The sequence below is a fragment of the Virgibacillus sediminis genome (assembly GCF_042643265.1).
Classification (GTDB): domain Bacteria; phylum Bacillota; class Bacilli; order Bacillales; family Amphibacillaceae; genus Virgibacillus_O; species Virgibacillus_O sediminis.
This window is the reverse complement of record NZ_JBHRRZ010000002.1, coordinates 39358-59832: the sequence shown is the minus strand read 5'-3', so window position 1 is coordinate 59832 and position 20475 is coordinate 39358. Positions and strand designations below refer to the sequence as shown.

Below are 20475 nucleotides of genomic sequence, written 5' to 3'. Positions count from 1 at the left end.
AATATATTATTTCTTCAAACTATCCAATAAGGTATACCCAAACACAACACCAGCAATTATTTGGATAGTTGGACTCCCAATCAAAATTATTTCTGGGATGGTAAAGAAGCCTTCACTCAAAGGGGTAAACGGGAAAATTGACATGAATATGATAGAAAGGGAAGGAATTCCGATGGCCATAAACTTAATCCAATCAAATATCCATTGTTTATTTCGCTTCATTTCAATGATCAACTTTGGCAACCTCAGCAAGAGTCCAATAACAATGGGAAAAAGAGTTCCGAATAACACAACAGGCATTAACTCAAAATTCATGCTGGCTTCTTCCTCTAAACGAACCTGATATTTAATTCCCAGATAAATAATAAATCCAATAACGACTGTCCAGCTGAAATAATATAAAAACCTTTTGATAAAAACATCTCCTCCACGAAATTAGTTTACTTATATATACGAAGAGACTACACACTTATTGTGCAAAAGCACCAATTGAATTTTATCAAACCTTCTTATTCAGCTCTTCAAGAAGTTCTATAATTTTCCTGTTCTGCTGTGTTTACTTATTTAGAGCCTTAATCACCGTGCCAATCCCAATAATAACAATAATTATTAGTACCCACATCAAAACACCTCCAATTCAATGGACACCTTAGTACTTATATAGTTCTATGGAGTGTCAACCTGCCTTTTAGCTCAATATCTTCACACCTTGATATTAACATAATTTTTGTGAAATTATTATTGACATTTCCAAAGAAAAGACGACCATATTACTGATCGCCTTGTTTAACTATCGCCCTTAACAAACTATACCTCTATCCCCCAAGCCCACTTCTCTGACCTCTATTAATTGGCCGCCTTCTCTTATATACTTCTAAGCCCCTTTTTTCAGACATAATAGTGGGTTAGAGGAAAAGGAGGACAATATATGAAAAAAACGAGCGTTATTGGCATTCTACTGGTAGCATCTGGGATTATAATTGGTTTTGTTATGAATGGTCCTAACTCAGCTGATGGTGTAGGAAATGAAAATGTAGAAATTTATAGCGAGGAAAGCATTGCTGAGCAAGAAACAGGCTGCATTTGATTTAGCGGAAAAAGTAGGTCTTCCTCTAGGAAGTGGCAAGTACTCTTCTTTTATTGGCGGCATTGAACCAGAAATTCTCCCTAATAATGTTGTTGAATTGAATGTTTATGTAGGAGAAGACCTTATGAATAATGAAGATAGTAAACAGGAAGTGCATGAAATTGCTAAAAAAGTTATCGAACAAAACAATTATGGTTTTGATTCCTTTCAAATTAACTTTATGGAAATGTATATAGATAATGATCATGAAAATTGACAGGTAGGTGAATGGGCTGTTTACACCTCTTTAAGCAACCCGGTAAATTTGCATGTGAAATGAACCCCCCTTTTCCAGACCCGAGCAATAATAAAGCCCGCACTCTGGCGGGCTTTGGCTTTTCCTCTATTTACTTCGCAGCCATTCCTCCATCGATCCGATACTGGGAACCACTGATGAAGCTTGACTCATCAGAAGCGAGGAATAGTACGAGATTGGCAATATCCTCCGATTCACCATAGCGCTGCATAGGGATTGCCTGTTCCTGCTGTGTCTTCGCAGATTCGGCATCATCCGGATTGAAGCCTTTTTCAAGTGAGCGCATCATTCTAGTGTTTACCGGAGATGGATGGATGGAATTGACCCGCACATTGGAGTCGGCAACCTCCAAGGCTGCTGTTTTTGTCAGCCCTATTACCGCATGCTTGGATGCCGTGTACGGCGCTACTCCCGGGCTTCCTATCAGTCCGGCGACAGACGAAGTATTGATGATGCTGCCGCTTTCCTGCTTTGTCATTACGGGCATCACGTACTTGAGGCCGAGAAAGATCCCGTCGACATTTACGCTCAACACTTTCTTGAAATCCTCCAGGCTCTGCTCCGGAAGTGGAGCCACTTTGCCCTCGATCCCTGCATTATTGAAGAAGATATCAATGGTACCATAGCGGTCGACTGTTTCATCAACGTATTTCTTAACATCCTCTTCCTTGGAAACATCAGCTGCTACGGTGTGGACTTCGCCGTGACGTTCCAATTCTTTCTTTGCCTCATCAAGGGCGTCCTGGTTCATATCTACTAACGTTACCGCCTTGGCTCCTTCTTTCAGGAACTTCTCTGCAGTCACTTTGCCAATTCCACCGGCACCGCCTGTGATGATGGCTGTTTTTCCCTCTAATCTAGCCATTTCTGCATACTCTCCTTTTTTGGAACAGGTTCATATTCATAGGAAAATGTTACTTATTATTCATTTTCCCCATGCCTAAGACAATAAACATCGAGTGTCTAGGTACCAGTCAAACGGATAGACAAGGCGGGGATAAGTGGAGATACCCGCTACGGAAATATACTCCGCTTTCCACGGGCGGCTGGTAAGCCACTTTGTGCTATCGCACTACGTTGTCTCGCCTAGGCTTTTCCTCCCGTAGGAGTCTACGCATATTTCCTCCGCTAATTTTCATGCATTATTCGCCTTCCTTAGTTAAACAATTTTCTCCCACTGGATTAGTTTCTGCCTTAAAAACCGCTGAACCACTGGCCGAGTGCGACCCCGGCGTAATTACCGACAATGTAGCCGATCGTGCCGACAATCAATATCGGCGCCACCAGCTTCCTCCATCCTTTGGAAATCGCCATAGCCGCAGCCGTAGTAGGCCCCCCGATGTTCGCGTTACTGGCAATGATGATTTCCTCCAGGTTGAACTTGAACAGCTTGCCGAAAATGAAGGAGATCAGCATATTCACCGCCACCATAATAAAGACTAGCACAAACAGAAGCGGGGCATTTTGAAGGATGACGGGCAGTGATGCGGGTACCCCGATCACCACGAAGAAGATATAAATCAAATAAGTGCCGATTTCCTGTGCGCCCCTGATGCTTTCAAAATAGCTGGAAAACACCGTAACAGCGATCAATGTCAGGGTTGTCAGCATCAAATAGCCATCACCTAGTATGGTATTCAGGATGTTGAGGGCAACATTTTCCCCAGTCGGGATCACCGAAGCAAAGATCTCTGCCAGTTTAAAAGAGAAAGCTACAAGTACAAACGCCGTCCCGACTGCAAGGGCAATATCCTTCAAGGAAATCTCTTTCCCTTTCCAATAGGAGGCGGCCAGATTTTCGTCCTCATCCGTTCTCGTCTCCTCCACCTCCTGAATATGCGGCGTGGAGAACCGCTTGGTGAAAAATTTCAATGCTGGTATCGCCATGAGGATAAGGAAGTACAGGGCCATCATCATATTGTCGGCGACCACGGTAGAAGAAATGATATCACCCGGCGTCTCAAACCTCGCTGCTAATGCGGCCAGATTGACACTTCCGCCAATATAGGAACCAGTCATGATTGCCGCGACCTCGGCCAGCCCTGGAATCACATCCTTGAGCAGGAAAAATGCAATGATTGCTCCTGCCACGGTTCCAATGCCGCTCAATAGGAACATCAGCAGGAGACGGCCGCTCTCATTCCATATTTTTATGATATTGGATTGGAACAAAAGCAGCGGGATCGCCAGCGGTACGACATACGACCATACCGTATCATACACCGGTGATTCTAATGGGATCACCTGCAGATTGGCGAGCAGCATGGCACCGACCAAAGCAATGATTGCCCCTGATACCTTGGAAGCCCAACTGTATTTCTGTTCCAGATAAATACTGACTGCCGCCCAGCCGGCCAAAAAAGCCCATAATAGCCAGGTTTCGTCCGGTTGAATAATCGAATAGACCATAATTCCTCTCCTTTACCCTTCTCTAGAATATGTCCACATTATACAGAAACCGGAGAACTTTCTCAAAACTATCACTTGTTTCCCATGTTACGGGGTTTCGCTCTTTTATATTATGGGAAAATGTTATATCCTATAGGAGTTATAGGGATTTTTCTAAAGTGACAGAGGAGGGTGCACGATGACATTGAAGAAGACATTGACGTTTGCAGGTTCTGATTCCAGCGGCGGTGCAGGGATACAGGCAGATTTGAAAACATTCCAGGAACATGGGGTATATGGGATGACCGCCCTCACCTCCATTGTGGCAATGAATCCAGAGGACTGGAGCCATGAGGTGACTGCAATTGACACTGCAGTAGTGGAAAAACAGCTGAATACCATCCTTTCCGTCGGCATTGACGCCATGAAATCGGGAATGCTTGGTTCTGTGGATATCATTAAACTGGGAGCAGAGAAGATTGATGAATTCCATATAGATAAGTTTGTCCTCGATCCGGTAATGGTCTGTAAAGGGGAAGATGAAGTCCTTCAGCCGGAAAACACGGATGCGATGAGGGAATTCCTTCTCCCACGGTCCTTGATCACTACCCCGAACCTGTTCGAGGCAGGACAACTTGCTCAGACCGGTCCCATCAAAACCATTGACGGTATGAAGGAAGCTGCAGAGAAGATTCATCAACTCGGTGCTAAAAATGTGGTGATCAAAGGCGGAAAAGAGCTGGATCACGATAAAGCCATCGATCTTTTCTATGATGGACAGGAATTCACACTGCTGGAAAAAGATAAAGTCGATACCACATACAATCATGGGGCAGGGTGCACATTCGCTGCAGCCTTGACGGCCAATCTGGCCCAGGGCAAATCCGTAAAAGAGGCAGTCAGCAACGCAAAGGAATTTGTAACAGCGGCCATCGCCCACGGCTGGAAACTGAACCAATTTGTCGGCCCAGTCATGCACGGTGCGTATAACAACAAAGGCGGCAACCAATAAGCGCTAAGAGCAGTAAACAACCCGGAGCGGGCTGATCCATCCATCCATCAGCCGCTCCGGGTTAAATTTATGTGTTATTCATCCTCGTTTTCCGATTGTTTGTTGTCGGTGTCTTTCCCTTTCCCCACATTCTCTTCTGGGTGTCCTGATTCCTCAGCGGCCGAGACCTCCTCATAGCTGTTAGAGATTCCAGCCTCGAAGTTATTGACGTTCCCGCGAGAGACATAACTCTCCAACATGGCCTTCAGGTCCATTCCCGTCGTCTCCTTCAATGACTCCTGAATCCCGAGCATGGTGGATGTGACACTGCCGGCTACTTTCGATGTCCCTCCGCGCGATTCGGATCCACCCATGTCAATGACCTTCATATCCTTGATCTGTGATATAGGAGCAGATACCTTCTCGGCATATTCAGGCAGCACCTTGATCAGCATTTCCATGATGGCGGCCTCTCCATACTGCTCCATTGCTTTGGCCATCCGTTCCTTCGACTCTGCTTCTGCCAACCCGCGCTGGCGGATCACCTCTGCTTCGGACTCCCCGCGGATGCGCTCCTTCTCGGCTTCCGCTTCCGCCTCTTTCATTGTTTTATATGCTTCTGTGTCGGCAATGGCACGACGCCGCTTATTTTCTTCCTCTTCAAGCTCGACTGCCCGCTGGCGCTCGATGTATTGCACTTTGAGTTCCTCTTCCTTCACCTGCTGTGCCAGCTTCTGTCGTTCCAGTTCGCCAGCCTGCTCTGCATTCGCCTGTGCCCGGTTGGTCTCCTTCTGGAATTCAGCTTCTTTAATATCCTTATCTTTCTTGGACTGGGCTATCGCAGTCAGACGCCGGTTCGCCTCCTCCTGTGCCTCCTGATCATTTTTGGCCTGATAAATGCGCGTTTCCTTTTTGGCATCCGATTCCGCCATATTGGCATGTTTCTGAACCTCCGCAATATGCGGCCGCCCCAGGGCATCAATGTAGCCATTTTCCACATCGACATCCTCTACATCATTCAATGCAAAAGAGGTGATTTCAAATCCCATGCCCTTCAAATCGGCCTCGGCTATCTTCTTCACCTGTGTATTCACTTCTTTAAAATCGTTATAAATCTTCTCGATGGGAAGCGAAGCAATAATCGAACGCAAATGCCCGTTCAATACATCCTGCAGCTCTGATTCCCGCTCCTGCTGTTTCTTCCCGAGAAACTTCTCGGCAAAATTGGCCATGATCGCCAACTCACTGCCGATACTGATCACTGCCGTACTAGCCACCCGTACCGGAATCCCTTCCTTTGTATAAGCCTTCTCGGAATCGACCTGGAGTTGAAAAGATGTAAGGTCGATTGGCGTGGCAGTCTGGAACATTCGGAGACGATAACCGCCGCCGCGGATGATTTTGACCGATCTCCCATTATCATCCTCAAATACATTTTTCTCTTTTTCCGGGTCTCCCAAATTCGGACCCGTAACAATCAACGCTTCATTCGAACTGGCTGTCTTGTACCGCATCCTGAAGATGATAAAAACTGTCACCCCGGCAATAAGAGCAGCCACTCCGACAATCGCAAGGATAATTCCAATCAGTGCATTTTCAAACATAAAAACAAACCCGCCCCTTTTTAAAATGACTATACCGGCCATTTGAAAACCGGTATAGTCATTCTACGTTCGACCACGGAAAAGGATTCAGTAAATATCCAATTTTCTATATACTACACTCTTGGCCTTACAACCTCCTGCCCGTTTAACCCCAGACAAAGCGGGGTACAATGAAGAAAAACGGCGGAAAGGAGGCGGATAGCTAATGGGTGTTGTCGACAATAAATTTTCCATCTCACCGAAAATCAAATACTTCGACCGCAACTTCTGGTCCGGCATTCTTTTCGGATTGGGCCTTGTTGCATTTTTGGACGAGGTGATTTTCCACCAGCTGCTGGGCTGGCACCATTTCTACGATAGATCGACGACCCAGGTCGGTCTCCTGTCTGACGGGTTGTTCCACGCGTTCAGCTGGTTTGCCACTGTAGGTTCTCTATTCATGGTCGCCGATCTCCGGCGCAAAAACGCTTGGTGGACAAAGAGATGGATTGGCGGTGTCCTTCTTGGACTCGGGGCATTCAACCTCTATGACGGCATCGTGCAGCATAAACTGATGCGTATTCACCAAATCCGCTATGATACCGATAATCTTTTGATGTATGATTTGGCATGGAATATCACTGCCGCAGTCATCCTGATCATCGGGATAATCATTGTGCTTCAGACAAGGAAATTAAAAAAAGGGAGTATCCGCTGATATGCAGCATCATCATTTGCCGGCTGCCGCAGAATGGATACTGGCCGTCCCATTTACGGCCGCACTGTTGATTTACATAGGCTTGCTTATCATTTCCAGCAAAAGAGGCAGGGATTGGCCGGTTTATCGTACCATGCTCTGGATTAGCGGAACCCTGCTCTGTTTCATTTCCGTTGCCGGCCCATTGGCACAGCTTGCCCATGCCGACTTCCGGATGCATATGGCAGGGCATCTGCTGCTCGGAATGCTCGGCCCGCTTTTGATGGCGCTCGGTGCCCCGGTAAAGCTGCTGCTCCGCTCTCTGCCTGTCCAGCGGGCAAAACAGCTCTCCCGGCTTCTGCGCAGCAGGATACTCGCCATCTTGAGCAATCCCGCTGTCACAGCAACCGTAAATCTCGGCGGGCTATGGGTTCTTTATACGACAGATCTGTTCCGCATGATGCATGAGAGCATCCTCCTGCACATCCTGATTCATCTGCATATTTTCCTGGCAGGCTACTTGTTTACCGTATCCATGATTTATGTGGAGCCGATCCCGCACCGCACCAGCTATTTATACCGCAGCATCATCTTGGTGCTCGCACTCGCCGCCCACGGCATTTTATCGAAACATATCTATGCCCACCCGCCTGAAGGCGTCCCTCGCGCTGAAGCAGAAACAGGCGGAATGCTGATGTATTATGGAGGCGATGCAGTGGACATTCTGATTATTCTTATCCTATGCTATCACTGGTATCAAGCTGCAGCCCCCAAGGAAACAAGCAGAAACAAAGATATCCCGGCCAGCACATAGAAAAAACAGCAATCCCGACAAAGGGGTTGCTGTTTTTTCATCATCAGGCTTCCTTCTTCAAAACAACCGTATGCTGCTTGTCTGCCTTTGAAGCAGAAGGAAGCATGTTAAATACGATATTCAAGATAATGGCCGTTGCACTACCAGCTACAATGCCATTGCTAGTAAGGATCTGGATGCTTGAAGGGAACGCAGCAAATATTTCTGGAACCACCGTAACCCCAAGCCCCATACCGACAGAACAGGCGACAATCATGGAGTTTTCCGGAGAATTAGGAAGAACTCTGCTGAGCATTTTTATTCCCTGGGAAATAACCATCCCGAACATGGCAATCATCGCTCCGCCCAATACTGGCGTAGGAATGATGGTAGTCAGGGCGGCAATTTTCGGTACAAGTCCAAGCCCGATCAGCATAAAGGCTGCTACAAAGATAACCCGTATGGATTTCACGCCAGTCATCTGGATGAGGCCGACATTCTGGGAAAAAGCCGTATATGGAAATGCATTGAAAATCCCTCCGAGGAGAATGGCAATCCCTTCTGCCCGGTATCCCCTTGATAAATCCTTCTGTTCTAGTTCCTTCTCCGTAATATCCCCTAGTGCAAAATATACACCGGAAGACTCTACTAAGGACACCATCGCTACCAGAATCATTGTCACAATAGCCGACCATTCAAAGGTAGGCATGCCAAAGTAGAATGGCTGGGCGATATGGAAGTAGGATGCCTCTCCTACAGCAGTGAAATCGACCATACCCATGAATGTTGCAGCCGCCGTACCAAAAATGAGGCCCAGCAAAATGGAAATGGAGCGGATGAATCCTTTCGTAAAACGGTACATTAGAATAATGAATAAAAGAGTCCCGAAAGATAGTGAAATATTGGATAAAGAACCAAAATCGCTGGCACCCTGGCCTCCTCCCATATCATTGATGGCTACAGGGATCAATGTAATACCGATGATCGTAACAACCGTACCGGTCACCACCGGCGGGAAAAAGCGGACGAGTTTGCCAAAAAACTTGCTGATCAGGATCACGAATAAACCAGAGACAATGATTGCACCATAAACAGCGGAAATTCCAAATTCCCCGCCGATGGCAATCATCGGCCCTACTGCCGTGAACGTACACCCTAGCACAACAGGAAGTCCAATCCCGAAGTAGCGGTTCTTGACGACCTGCAGTAGAGTGGCTACCCCGCACATCAAAATATCTATACCAACAAGGTACGTGAGCTGAGCCGAGGTCAACCCTAAAGCACCACCCACAATCAATGGTACAAGGATAGCCCCTGCGTACATGGCCAATACGTGCTGAATTCCTAATGCTGCTGTTTTCATACTGTTGCCTCCTCTTTGCTGAATAGGATATTCCCCTGTTTTAGAGATTCAATGATTGCCAGAGACTCTACACGGACACCACTCTTCCGAAGCTCCCCGCCGCCTTCCTGGAAACCTTTCTCAATGACGATTCCAATACCTGCCGACTTCGCTCCTGCCCGCTCAACCAGTTTCATCAGCCCCAATGCTGCCTGCCCATTCGCTAAAAAGTCATCAATAATGAGGACGGTATCCTCAGGGCCGATATATTCTTTAGAAATGGAGATTTCATTGCTTTCCCTCTTGGTATAAGAATAGACTTCAGCCGAATACAGATCATCCATCAATGTTAATGACTTTTTCTTTCTCGCAAAGACAACCGGCACCCCCATGCTCAGCCCTGCCATTACGGAAGGAGCTATTCCGGATGATTCCAGGGTGAGTATCTTCGTAACACCCGCTCCCGCAAACCGGCCGGCGAATTCCTCCCCGATCTCCTGCATAAGGACCGGGTCGATCTGATGGTTCAAGAATGCATCCACTTTCAGCACCGAGTCGGACAGGACATTTCCTTCCTGCATGATTTTCTGCTTCAGTCTTTCCATGATAATCCCCTTTCTTTCTGATCAAGTTGTACATCATTGCATTTCCTATCGCAGCAATAGAAAAAGCCCGAAAAGTCTGCTTCTACCATCACTATGGTAAAAGCAAGCTTTTCGGGCTGTTGATAACCGAAAAAACAATAGGAATGACGGTGCCCCCGAAGAGACGCCCCCACTCACACAAATGCTTTCCATAGTCGGTTCATTTACGGTAAACCGGTAGAAACTTGCAGGCCATATCCCCGCGATTATATGAAAATGCCTTTATTGAATTGTTTTCAGTATAGCATGGGAATTTGTAAAAACAACCCCGATCAAAATAGTAAGAGGATTCACACAATTGAAGGGGTTAGTTTTCCTCACTCTCTGCAATCCGGAAATGATAGACACCGTCCACTTCTGACCGCTGCAGCCTTCCCTCTTCCTCCAAATAAATAAGACGAGTCAGACTGGCCATGAACATGCTGGTCATGGAGGGGAAACTTCCCTCCCCATAGATTTTCCGGCATACTTCGCCAGCTGTCACCGGCTTGTCTTGGACCAGGGAAAGGACCTGATCCAGCCGCTGATCATGTTTCCGCTTTGTCTCACGCACCCTCTCCCGGAAATTTTCAATCATTTCTCCATGCCCAGGCAATGCAAGAACCACTTGATAAGGCTCGATAAGGTCAAGGGATCGGTAATAGTCTTTCAGAGGATTTCCTTCTTCCCCTTCCCATAATCCAATCACTGGAGAAATTTTCTTCAGGATATGATCTCCGGCGATCATCAGCTGTCTCTCCCTGTTATAAAAACAAAAATGATCAGGCGCATGCCCCGGTGTCCAAATTGCCTCATATTCCTCATCTCCCAGGCGAAGAGACTCGCCTTCACTGAATAATTGATCCGGCTCCAGATCATAAATAAACGAGTCATCTTTCATAGCATCCGATTTCAGCCTTGGCCCGCCATGTTTGGGAAGAATATGGTTCAGCCGCTCGATATTAGCCGCAGACCGCAGCTTCTTCATGACCTGATATCCCTGCTCCGAGATAATAACAGGCACCCCGGTCTCCCGCTGGAACCAGGCAGCCAACCCAATATGATCCTGATGGACATGGGTAAGCACCACCTTTTCCACGTGGATGCCTGAGTCCATGACATCTTTCCATGTCTGGATGGCAGATTCGGAATATATACCAGTATCTACTACCGTATAACCGCTTTTTCCTTCTATTAAATAACAATTCGTCTTCTCTTTACCCCGAGGAAATCGGACGGCGAGACGATAGATGCCTTTCCTTATTTCTTCCAACATAAAACTTTCCCTCTCCCCATTCATCAAAATATGTAAAATATGTTCTCCCCCCTATATTTTACCGCTTCCATACCTGATTGCAAGACAATGCGATTATCCGCCCATGAAAATACGCTGATTATTTTGCAGAGCTATTTTATGTTTGTAAGATTTTCTTACATAAAAGATGACAGGTCTAGAAAATTACATTAGACTGATAATTGAGAATAGAGAATTATCAACTATCACCCGTTCCGTTGGAGGTGGCGGGTAGGGAAACCACCGTCTGCGGGAAACGATAGAAGAAGTGAAGTCTTTAAAAATCCTTCCCCATAGCATCAGCGAACTTTTGGAGAAGCACATGAACAGAAATGGCACATCTTGCAAAAGAACTTGCCAATGTGAATTTATCTGACGCAAAAGGAGGCAAAATGCAGCCCTAAATTATTAGATAAGGAAAGGGAGAAAGCAGTGACTAGTTACCGGGAAAAGAAAGTTATTACCATCGGGATTGTTCATGAGCTTACCGGATTATCGGAAAGAAAAATCCGCTACTATGAAGAAAGGGGACTGATCTTTCCAGCACGGAGCAAACGAGGCACAAGAAAGTATTCGTTTTCAGATATCGAGTTGTTAATGAAAATTGCCGATAAGCGCGAGGAGGGAGTTCAGACGCAAGAGATCAAGAGGGATATCCTGAAGAAGAAAAGTTCGAAACACTTGCGGGATGAGATGCTCCGCGGGCAGCTGAATGCCCATTTCAACATACGAAAATCTCAGCACAACGGCAGGAGCGCTCCCTAAACGGCTTGCACACTTTTCTCCCCACACTGGGAGTCCGCTTCACTTCCTGGTACCCCTGATGTACCCATCCATCCCACTGGAGATAAAGTTATCCAGAACGAAAATAGCTCCTCATTCGTTATTCCGCGGGTTAATCGAAACCAGATCAGAGCCGCAATACGAAGGGAGCTATTAAAACACAGTATAAACAAATGTATGGAGGAATATACGTCTTACCCACATGGAGAACTGCCGCTGACTGGATGTAGCTATTCCTGCTTATGAATCAACTCATATAGAATAAGCGGACAGAGATCTGCTCCCTGCCCGCTTTCTGGCCATTTATTTTCTCCATGACTGGATGGACTGCTGCTCCTCTTTTTCCCGTGCCGGGTTTTTGATAAAGAAGGAAATGACCAAGCCGACGAGTGCCGTGACTCCTGCAAAAATGAAGGAGACGTTGACCCCGTGGATCATACCGCTGACCCCTTCTTCCGGAATGGCCGCAGTGGACATAATGGTAATCGGCAGTGCCGTACCAATGGCCCCGGACACCTGACGCATTGTATTATTCAGAGCGGTCCCATGCGGAATCAGGTTCGGCGGCAGATCATTCAAGCCCGCCGTCGTGACAGGCATCATCACCATAGCCACCCCAAGCATCCGGAATGCATGGACGGCCGCCAGATAGGTCAAGGACGTCTCGACCGTCAGCACGGTCAGCATAAAGGTGGTGATTACAATCAAGGATAACCCGATAATGGAAAGGTATCTGGCACCAAATCGGTCAAATAACCTTCCTGTCACCGGGTTCATCAGCCCCATAAGAATCGCACCAGGCATCAGCATCAGCCCTGATTCAAACGCTGTATAGCCAAGCATGCTCTGTACATACAACGGCAGCACGACAGCCGCTCCAATCATGGCCATGAATGTGACCATGCCGAGCACCGTCGTCAAGGTGAAGATACGATATTTGAAGATCCGAAACTCAAGCATCGGCTGTTTCAGTTGGTATTGCCTATTAATGAATATCACAAGGCTGACAGCCCCGACCAGCATGGATATGACTACAGGACCACTCATCCAGCCTGTGCTGCCGGCAGCACTGAAGCCATACAAGAGCCCTCCAAAACCGAGAGTGGAAAGGATGATTGATAAGATATCCAACTTCGGAAATGTACGCTTTGTCACGTTCTTCAAGACAAAATAAGCAATCAGTATATCAATAATAGCAATAGGAAGCATCATATAGAACAAAGTCCGCCACGGATACTCCTCTACAATCCACCCGGATAAAGTCGGGCCGATTGCCGGTGCAAAAGCAATAACCAATCCGAAGAATCCCATCGCAGTCCCCCTCTTCTCTACAGGGAAAATAAGCATCACGATGGTCTGCATAAGCGGCATAATGATCCCCGCCCCGGCAGCCTGCAGGATTCTTCCTGAAAGCAGAAAGCCAAAATTAGGGGAAACGGCACAAAGCAAGGTTCCTACCGTAAACGTACCGATCGCTGTGAGGAAAAGAGCCCTCGTGGTAAACCGTTCAATCAAAAATGCAGTCACCGGTATCATGATGCCATTGACCAGCATGAATATGGATTGCAGCCATTGTGCAGTCGCTGCGTCGAGTTGCAAATCCTCCATAATGTGCGGGAGCGCCGTTCCCAGCAGCGTCTGGTTGAGGATAGCCACAAATGCCCCGGAAATCAGCACAATCATTATGGGAACCTTTTGAATGGAAGGTTCCTCTCCCGGTATACTATTGTTCCCCATAGTTTACCTTCTTTCTCTTATGTATTTGCATAAAGTAATTTAGCCCGAAGCAAACTTAGCCATACATAGCCAGCCAAGCCGCGTTCTACATAGTAACATAAAAAATAATACCCCTCCAGAAACTTACTCAATCATCGATCCTTCCACTAATTCAGCCGGCGGTTACTCGATGCAAAAAAAGAGCTGCTCCAAGGGGGAGCAGCTTAAAGTTGTATGCCGATGTTTATATGTCAGGTTCATTTCCTCTCTATCTTAGTTACTGCCGCTTATGACTTAGTTGCTGCCGGCGAGTGCGCCAACACCGCTTTCACGTACAGCAATATACTCTGGACGCGGCTTTCCTCCTGAATACGGATCTACCAGCCTATTTTCCACACTGTTATATACCATAAACAGATTATTACGTGGATATGGAGTCATATTGCTAGTGGAACCGTGCATGGTATTGCTCTCGAACAATGTGATGGAACCAGCTTTACCGGTAGGCACGGAGATACCGCCGCCTGTTTCGGTTAGAAAGCGCAGGCTGTCCTCATCCGGAACTCCCAATTTCTGTTTCTTCAGGGACTCTTTATAGTTATCATCCGGAGTTTCACCTGCACAGCTGATGTAGTAGTTCTGAGATCCAGGAATCAGCATCAGCGGACCGTTGAACGTATAGTTGTCTGATAAAGCGATGGAAACACTCACCGCTCTCATCCGCGGCATACCGTCCTCTACATGCCAAGTTTCAAAATCGGAATGCCAGTCGAATTCTTTCCCTTTGAATCCCGGTTTGTAATTGATACGGGATTGATGTACGTATACATCACTTCCAAGCAGATGATTGACAATGTCAAGAATACGCTGGTCATTCGCCACTTTTTGGAAGTAGTTGTCGTCATGATGCACATGGAAGATGGACCGGATATCGTCGCTTTCCGGTTCACGGATCACTTTATCGGATTCCACTCCTTTAGTATCATCCTGCAACTCAAAAATGGCTTTCTGCATATCAGCCACTTCCTCATCGGAGAAGATGTCTGTCACCTGCAAAAACCCATTCTTTTCATAAGAATCCAACTGTTCTTTTGATATAGGAGCCTGATCATCTTTGGATCGGTCCGTATGGATTACAGGGTCTTTTCTTTCCAGAATCTTAAATGTGTCATTTTTTCTTGAAGGATAAAGATCTTGCATGATACCCGCTCCTCTTTAAAAAAATTTTCACGCTCTTGAATCTGTAGCATGTATTCCCAATTTCCGGCATACATAGAGGAAATTCCCTGTATACCGACATGATAACATAGCTATTTAAAATGTAAACACCTAATATAAAAAAAGTTTAAAAAAATAGGAAATTAATCGTTGTAAAAAATCCCCGGGCTTTTTCCGGGTGCTAAAGACCAACCATGTAAAAATTATGGCAGGCCATTTCCGGCCGCGCGATAAATTTCATACCACTCCTGCCGGGTAATCTCGAGTTCTGACGCCGCACTGATCTTCTTCAGCCGTTCCGGCGTCATCGTACCTACGATAGGCTGGATCCCTGCCGGGTGACGAAGAATCCAAGCAATGGCTGCAGCCGATTTGCTGACCCCATAACGATCACCAATTTCCTGAAGCTTATCATTCAACTCAGGAAATGCTTCATTATCCAGGAAGAATCCTTCAAATACTCCATAACGGAATGGTGACCAAGCCTGGATCGTCATATCATGCAGCCTGCTGTAATCAAGGACACTTCCATCCCGGTCCAGGCTATTGTCATGCCTGGTGTTCACCTGCAGCCCTTTATCAATCATCCCCGTATGCATCACACTGAACTGGAGCTGATTGACAATTAAATCCTGTTCTACGTATTTGTTCAATAATTCAATCTGCATGGGGTTATGATTACTGACCCCAAAGTGCTTCACCTTCCCACTTGTGTAAAGCTTATCAAATGCCTCTGCCACCTCCTCCGGCTCTACCAATGTATCGGGGCGGTGAAGAAGAAGGACATCCACATGATCGGTATGTAACCTGCGCAGGCTATCTTCCACCGACCTCAGTATATGTTCCTTCGAAAAATCGTAGAACCCTTTTCGTATACCCGTTTTTGTCTGAATCTTAAACCTCTCACGTACAGAAGAATTCATATTTATTGCTTTAGCAAAGACTTCCTCGGACAGACCGCCTGCATAAATATCTGCATGATCAAACAAATCCACTCCAAGCTCTAACGCCTCGCGGATGGTTTTCTCAGCCTTTTCCACTGATTCTTTTCCCATGTTCATACATCCCAAAGCAATATTGGAAACCTCCACCCCGCTGGTGCCAAGCTGCATTTTCTTCATGTACACACCCTACTTTCCTCTAATTTACTGCCATTTTAACACTCACAGAAGGAAAGTTCTGTGGGAATGCCTGCCCCCATATATGGAGTTCGTACGAAGTTTAATAGAAAAATGGAAAGGCAATACTACTAATGTAAAAACAAATCATAGACAGGAGAGATAGCGGATGTCGAAACTGAAAAGCCTCGGAGCACTTATCATACTTACCTTTTTACTGGCAGCCTGCGGGAATAATGACCAAGCTGAAGAAGGAATCCCGGAAGAACAAGCAGAAGTAGAGACTACCGAAGAAAGCGGTCAAGCGAATGACAGCGCCGGCTCGGATAATGCTTCCGAAAACCAGGGATCTATCGATGAGATCACCGAATCGGATGAGGTGAGTGATCCACCATCTGAACCACCATACGAATTCAAGCACTTCAGCCTCGAAGCTGACGTAGAAGGAACCCGCGATGCAATTGAAGTAGAATACGAACATGAAACCGATGAAACAGAAGCTTCCTATAAAGATAATAATGGCGGTGTACAACTAGCAGGCGATGACGCAATGGAAGAGCTGGACAGCATCTTTTCAGAATTCAACTTTGATTCCAGCACTCCGGAAGAAGAAGTAGCACAAGAAGTAGCAAAAGCATTCAATGTTCCTGACGACGCAGAAGAAGTCGAACTGGAAATTGAATTCACCGACGACAATGAATTAGATTATGAACGGAGTTAAGTGAAAGATGTATAGAGGTTGGGACAAAAGTGTTTAATCCAGGGATAAATGCAAACTAACTAGATAATTTGATTAGTGGATATAAACCGCTTCGGAAAATACACTTCGCTTTTCGCGGGCGGCTGGTGAGCCTCCTCGTGCTAACGCACTGTGGGGTCTCACCTATGCCTTTCCTCCCGCTGGAGTCTACGTGTATTTCCTCCGCTAATTTAGATTATTGTTGCCTATAAAGTTAAACGTTTAGATATGTCACAACCTCTTTTTATGACATTGATTGAGGTAGGAGGGGGTGCTCCCTGAATCGTACGGGATAAACCTGTCCTCCTGCCGATTCCACGAGCGTGCTGCTGATTATTCTGCGCTCCTGCTGATTCCCAGAGCGTGATGCTGATAAATCTGCTCTCCCGCCAATTCCCAGAGCGTGACGCCGATAAATCTGCCCTCCCGCTGATTCCATGAGCGTGCTGCCGATAAATCCACGCTCCTGCTGATTACGCACGCGAACTGCCGATAAACCAGCTCTCCCGCCGATTCCACGCACCCCCCACTCCACTACAACTCCATCAAAAAAGAGCAGGCCTGCCAGTGCCTGCTCCCTTTTATAAAATCTTATTCAGGAATTCCTGTGTTCTCTCCGACTGCGGATTGGTGAAAATTTGCTCCGGGTCGCCTTCTTCCATAATAATACCCTGATCCATGAACAGCACACGGTCGCCGACTTCCCTGGCGAATCCCATTTCATGGGTGACAACCACCATGGTCATTCCCTCTTGTGCAAGCTGCTTCATTACTTCCAGCACTTCACCGACGAGCTCGGGGTCGAGTGCGGAGGTCGGTTCATCGAAGAGCATGGCTTTCGGTTCCATTGCCAATGCTCTGGCGATGGCCACCCTCTGTTGCTGCCCGCCGGATAGCTGACTTGGATATTGTTCTGCTTTATCGGAGAGGCCGACCTTTGCCAGCAGGTCCATTCCTCTTTTACGTGCCTCATCTTTGGTAATTTTCCTTACCTTTAATGGTGCAAGCATAATATTCTCGATGACCGACTTATGCGGAAAGAGATTGAACTGCTGGAACACCATCCCTACTTCCGTACGCACCATATTGATATCCGTTTTCGGGTCGGTGAGGCTCTCACCGTCGATAATCACGTCACCGCCGGTAATTTCCTCGAGCATGTTGAGGCAGCGGAGGAATGTACTCTTGCCCGATCCGCTGGGCCCGATGACACAGACCACTTCCTTCTGCTCTATTTCACAATCTATTCCTTTCAATACTTCCGTTTTTCCGAAGCTCTTGTGCAAATCTTTTACTGAAATCATTGGATATCCAACCTTCTTTCTATTATCCGGAGTACAAAGGACAATGTCAGTGTAATGGCAAGGTAGAAGACTGCTACTGCCGTATAGATTTCCACTGCATTAAAATAGTTGGAGGCAATCATTCTTCCTTGGAACATCAGCTCAGGTACAAGAATGACCGATAAAAGTGATGTATCCTTAATACTAATGATAAACTGGTTGCCGAGCGGCGGAATCATCCGCTTGAATGCCTGCGGCCAAATAATATAGCGCATGGTCTGGCGATGCCCGAGCCCCAAGGAGCGTCCCGCCTCCATCTGTCCTTTGTCCACTGAATCCACCGCACCACGGACAATTTCTGCGATATATGCACCTGAATTGAGTGCGATGACAATAATACCGGCCGTCACCGACTCCATGTTATAGCCCGTGATCAGCGGCATGGCGAAAAATATCCAGATGGCCTGTACAAGCACCGGAGTTCCCCTGATCACTTCCACATAAATGGATGACAAACCGTAAATGATTTTCTTCTTGGATATTCTCCCCAGCCCGAAGATGGCCCCCAGCACAAAACCTAGCAGCAAGCCGGCAATGGAAATAAGAAGTGTATAATACAAGCCAGTGCCAAGCTGTGGAAGGAAGTCTATTACTCCTGCCCAATCGAATCGAAACATCCTCTCACCTCTATCTCTCAAAATTCTAAAATTCTATTATTCTACAAAAACAATAAAGGAACTTGGCTGCATACGAGCATAGGCACGACACAGCCAAGTTCCTTCATACTTGGAAAAACCATTTAATTTGTGCCAAAAAGGCATTCATTCAAGGAAATATCAGCTTACCCAGATCCATATGGGCTCCTCCGATTTTCCCTCTTCACGAGTTGCAGTATACCTAGATCGTCTTTATTCAATTAGTTGTCTTATTCTGCTGCACCAAACCACTTCTCGTAAATTTCATCATATGTGCCGTTCTCTCTCAGTTCAGCAAGTGCTGTATTGATAGCTTCCACCAGCTCTTCCTTGCCCTTTGTCACGGCAATTCCGTATTCCTCCGCCTTGTACAAGTCGCCAACTACTTTCAGGCTGCCCTCGCCGGAGGTCTGAATATAGTAACGAACATTCGGATCATCATACAGAATAGCATCCGCACTTCCGTTTTCTACAGCCATATACGCTTGATCCAGCTGCTCGTATTCATTGGCTTCAGCACCCTCAATGTTTTCTTTGATGTAAGCGGAGCTGGTGGACCCCATTCTTGTGGCAATGGTTTTGCCTTCGAGGTCTTCCATCCCTTTAATGTCTTCATTATCTGCGGCTACCCCGATGGCCAGTCCGGATTCGAAGTAAGGGTCACTGTAGTCAATGCTCTTTTTCCGTTCTTCGGTAATGCCGATTCCGGCAATCGCAATATCAAATTGGCCTGTCTGCAGACCAGGTATGATTCCGTCAAAGTTGGTAGTTTCCATTTCTATCTCAAAACCGGCTTCATCGGCGATAGCATTAATCAAATCGATATCGAAACCAACATGTTCCCCGTCTTTCATAAATTCAAATGGAACAAAGGAGTTGTCAGTAACTACTGTATAACTGTCTTCCAATTCAGCCGTTGCCTCTGCTTCCCCGCTTGCATCTTCCCCAGAGCCGCAAGCTGCCAACAGAAGAACAAGCCCCAGCATAAGTATTGCTGCATACCATTTTCTTTCTCTCATAATCATTTCCCCCTTGTTTGATTATTTGTACCTATGAGAAAAGTATGTCTATTCACAAACACATATTAATCATACCAAAAATCAGCAGCAATAAAAAGCGGATTTTTCTGTTATTTCTTGCAATGAACCCTCAATAATCCTGCTAGCAATAGTCTAATAGGATAAAAGCGCCTATATTTGGCTGATAACTAGCAAATGCTGATAGATGAACCATATTGAATCCAACTACCATCAATAAAAAAGCACGCTTTCAGCCATATCTGACTAAAAGCGTGCCCTGAGTGCGAAACCCAGCGTTTACTCTATAACTTCGACATTTTTTGCGTATTCCATTCCGTCTTCCGTTTGCTCCAATTCATAGGAAATTTTCGTATCGGGAGACAACTCACCCAATAATTCATATTCCTCTGGAGCAAAGGAAACAACTTCCACTCCGTCTGCAGTTTTTACTTCCATGGAATGAGAGTCAGCCAGTCCCTGGAAAGTAGCTTCTACACGATCCCCAGTATCATTGGCTTCCTGCTGATTGCTTGTTTCCTCTTCTGCATCCTCATTTGCATTGGATTCTTCCTGTGCAGCCTCTTCGTTATTGTCGGATTCTCCCGCTTCCTGCTCGTTGTTTTCCGGCTCATCCGTTCCTTCTTCTACTTCATTAGCCTCTTCTGCTTCATTCGTCTGTTCTTCCTCTACACCTTCATTGGCTGTTTCCTCTTCCTGTTCATTCTCTGCAGGTTCGTCCGTGGTTTCATCATTACCACATGCTGCTAGAATAAAAGGAACGAGAAATGCCAGAATAAGCAATTTTTTCATG

22 protein-coding genes and 1 riboswitch are annotated in these 20475 nt (G+C 46.4%); of the genes, 7 read left to right on the top strand and 15 right to left on the bottom strand.

Annotated elements, in window-relative coordinates; genetic code table 11:
• Nucleotides 1-6: 6 nt before the first annotated feature.
• Nucleotides 7-315 (bottom strand): hypothetical protein, encoded by a 309-nt coding sequence (locus ACFODW_RS01310; protein ID WP_390301757.1) that lies wholly within the window; start codon nucleotides 313-315, stop codon nucleotides 7-9.
• A 613-nt stretch (nucleotides 316-928) separates the two neighbouring features.
• Here ACFODW_RS01310 and ACFODW_RS01305 point away from each other — a divergent pair.
• Together ACFODW_RS01305 and ACFODW_RS01300 are read left to right on the top strand one after the other, a co-directional pair.
• A complete protein-coding gene (locus ACFODW_RS01305) occupies nucleotides 929-1087 on the top strand; it encodes a hypothetical protein (protein WP_390301754.1) in 159 nt (52 codons plus the stop codon).
• Nucleotides 1059-1343, top strand: coding sequence for a hypothetical protein (locus ACFODW_RS01300; protein WP_390301752.1), 285 nt, complete (start codon nucleotides 1059-1061; stop codon nucleotides 1341-1343). The genes ACFODW_RS01305 and ACFODW_RS01300 overlap by 29 nt, the downstream gene beginning before the upstream one ends.
• Before the next feature lie 130 nt (nucleotides 1344-1473).
• On the opposite strand, the gene ACFODW_RS01295 is transcribed toward ACFODW_RS01300, so the two are convergent.
• Together ACFODW_RS01295 and ACFODW_RS01290 are read right to left on the bottom strand one after the other, a co-directional pair.
• Entirely contained in the window at nucleotides 1474-2247 is a 774-nt protein-coding gene (locus ACFODW_RS01295; RefSeq protein ID WP_390301749.1) for an SDR family NAD(P)-dependent oxidoreductase, read from the bottom strand.
• A gap of 329 nt (nucleotides 2248-2576) precedes the next feature.
• Entirely contained in the window at nucleotides 2577-3791 is a 1215-nt protein-coding gene (locus ACFODW_RS01290; protein WP_390301746.1) for a DUF819 family protein, read from the bottom strand.
• 178 nt (nucleotides 3792-3969) lie between these two features.
• On the opposite strand from ACFODW_RS01290, the gene pdxK reads away from it, so the two are divergent.
• Complete coding sequence (gene pdxK, locus ACFODW_RS01285; protein ID WP_390301742.1) at nucleotides 3970-4782, top strand: pyridoxine/pyridoxal/pyridoxamine kinase; 813 nt, start codon at nucleotides 3970-3972, stop codon at nucleotides 4780-4782.
• A 74-nt stretch (nucleotides 4783-4856) separates the two neighbouring features.
• Here the strand turns inward: pdxK and ACFODW_RS01280 are convergent, their stop codons facing one another.
• Entirely contained in the window at nucleotides 4857-6365 is a 1509-nt protein-coding gene (locus ACFODW_RS01280; RefSeq protein ID WP_390301739.1) for a flotillin family protein, read from the bottom strand.
• A 205-nt stretch (nucleotides 6366-6570) separates the two neighbouring features.
• Between ACFODW_RS01280 and ACFODW_RS01275 the strand changes: the two genes are divergently transcribed.
• Together ACFODW_RS01275 and ACFODW_RS01270 are read left to right on the top strand one after the other, a co-directional pair.
• The gene (locus tag ACFODW_RS01275) at nucleotides 6571-7062 is read left to right on the top strand and encodes a DUF2243 domain-containing protein (protein ID WP_390301736.1); all 492 of its coding nucleotides are present in this window, start codon (nucleotides 6571-6573) and stop codon (nucleotides 7060-7062) included.
• Nucleotide 7063: 1 nt separating this feature from the next.
• Nucleotides 7064-7855: a cytochrome c oxidase assembly protein gene (locus ACFODW_RS01270; RefSeq protein WP_390301733.1), complete on the top strand. Its 792-nt coding sequence runs from the start codon at nucleotides 7064-7066 to the stop codon at nucleotides 7853-7855.
• Between the two features lie 43 nt (nucleotides 7856-7898).
• On the opposite strand, the gene ACFODW_RS01265 is transcribed toward ACFODW_RS01270, so the two are convergent.
• From ACFODW_RS01265 to ACFODW_RS01255, 3 genes are all read right to left on the bottom strand, one after another.
• On the bottom strand, nucleotides 7899-9197 hold the full coding sequence (locus tag ACFODW_RS01265; RefSeq protein ID WP_390301730.1) for a nucleobase:cation symporter-2 family protein: 1299 nt from the start codon (nucleotides 9195-9197) through the stop codon (nucleotides 7899-7901).
• Nucleotides 9194-9781: a xanthine phosphoribosyltransferase gene (locus tag ACFODW_RS01260; RefSeq protein ID WP_390301727.1), complete on the bottom strand. Its 588-nt coding sequence runs from the start codon at nucleotides 9779-9781 to the stop codon at nucleotides 9194-9196. Before ACFODW_RS01260 ends, ACFODW_RS01265 begins: the two co-directional genes overlap by 4 nt.
• A gap of 171 nt (nucleotides 9782-9952) precedes the next feature.
• Nucleotides 9953-10054, bottom strand: a riboswitch (purine riboswitch).
• Between the two features lie 73 nt (nucleotides 10055-10127).
• Nucleotides 10128-11075 (bottom strand): MBL fold metallo-hydrolase, encoded by a 948-nt coding sequence (locus tag ACFODW_RS01255; RefSeq protein WP_390301724.1) that lies wholly within the window; start codon nucleotides 11073-11075, stop codon nucleotides 10128-10130.
• A gap of 450 nt (nucleotides 11076-11525) precedes the next feature.
• Here ACFODW_RS01255 and ACFODW_RS01250 point away from each other — a divergent pair, with 450 nt between their 5' ends.
• Complete coding sequence (locus ACFODW_RS01250) at nucleotides 11526-11858, top strand: MerR family transcriptional regulator (RefSeq protein ID WP_390301721.1); 333 nt, start codon at nucleotides 11526-11528, stop codon at nucleotides 11856-11858.
• 321 nt (nucleotides 11859-12179) lie between these two features.
• Here ACFODW_RS01250 and ACFODW_RS01245 read toward each other — a convergent pair whose 3' ends face one another.
• The 3 genes from ACFODW_RS01245 to ACFODW_RS01235 all read right to left on the bottom strand — a co-directional run bounded on the left by ACFODW_RS01245 (nucleotide 12180) and on the right by ACFODW_RS01235 (nucleotide 15931).
• Complete coding sequence (locus ACFODW_RS01245) at nucleotides 12180-13613, bottom strand: MDR family MFS transporter (protein WP_390301718.1); 1434 nt, start codon at nucleotides 13611-13613, stop codon at nucleotides 12180-12182.
• A 273-nt stretch (nucleotides 13614-13886) separates the two neighbouring features.
• On the bottom strand, nucleotides 13887-14792 hold the full coding sequence (thpD, locus tag ACFODW_RS01240; RefSeq protein WP_390301715.1) for an ectoine hydroxylase: 906 nt from the start codon (nucleotides 14790-14792) through the stop codon (nucleotides 13887-13889).
• A 221-nt stretch (nucleotides 14793-15013) separates the two neighbouring features.
• On the bottom strand, nucleotides 15014-15931 hold the full coding sequence (locus ACFODW_RS01235; protein ID WP_390301712.1) for an aldo/keto reductase: 918 nt from the start codon (nucleotides 15929-15931) through the stop codon (nucleotides 15014-15016).
• A gap of 166 nt (nucleotides 15932-16097) precedes the next feature.
• Here ACFODW_RS01235 and ACFODW_RS01230 point away from each other — a divergent pair, with 166 nt between their 5' ends.
• The gene (locus ACFODW_RS01230) at nucleotides 16098-16649 is read left to right on the top strand and encodes a YusW family protein (RefSeq protein WP_390301708.1); all 552 of its coding nucleotides are present in this window, start codon (nucleotides 16098-16100) and stop codon (nucleotides 16647-16649) included.
• Between the two features lie 262 nt (nucleotides 16650-16911).
• Here ACFODW_RS01230 and ACFODW_RS01225 read toward each other — a convergent pair whose 3' ends face one another.
• The 5 genes from ACFODW_RS01225 to ACFODW_RS01205 form a co-directional block, all read right to left on the bottom strand.
• Nucleotides 16912-17190 carry a hypothetical protein gene (locus ACFODW_RS01225; protein WP_390301705.1) on the bottom strand — a complete coding sequence of 93 codons (279 nt, stop codon included), beginning with the start codon at nucleotides 17188-17190 and terminating at the stop codon, nucleotides 16912-16914.
• A gap of 58 nt (nucleotides 17191-17248) precedes the next feature.
• Nucleotides 17249-17971, bottom strand: a complete 723-nt coding sequence (locus tag ACFODW_RS01220; RefSeq protein ID WP_390301702.1) for an amino acid ABC transporter ATP-binding protein — start codon at nucleotides 17969-17971, stop codon at nucleotides 17249-17251.
• Nucleotides 17968-18627 (bottom strand): amino acid ABC transporter permease, encoded by a 660-nt coding sequence (locus tag ACFODW_RS01215; RefSeq protein ID WP_390301699.1) that lies wholly within the window; start codon nucleotides 18625-18627, stop codon nucleotides 17968-17970. Before ACFODW_RS01215 ends, ACFODW_RS01220 begins: the two co-directional genes overlap by 4 nt.
• Before the next feature lie 248 nt (nucleotides 18628-18875).
• On the bottom strand, nucleotides 18876-19664 hold the full coding sequence (locus tag ACFODW_RS01210; protein WP_390301696.1) for a transporter substrate-binding domain-containing protein: 789 nt from the start codon (nucleotides 19662-19664) through the stop codon (nucleotides 18876-18878).
• Nucleotides 19665-19961: 297 nt separating this feature from the next.
• Nucleotides 19962-20474: a hypothetical protein gene (locus ACFODW_RS01205; RefSeq protein ID WP_390301693.1), complete on the bottom strand. Its 513-nt coding sequence runs from the start codon at nucleotides 20472-20474 to the stop codon at nucleotides 19962-19964.
• Nucleotide 20475: the final 1 nt, after the last annotated feature.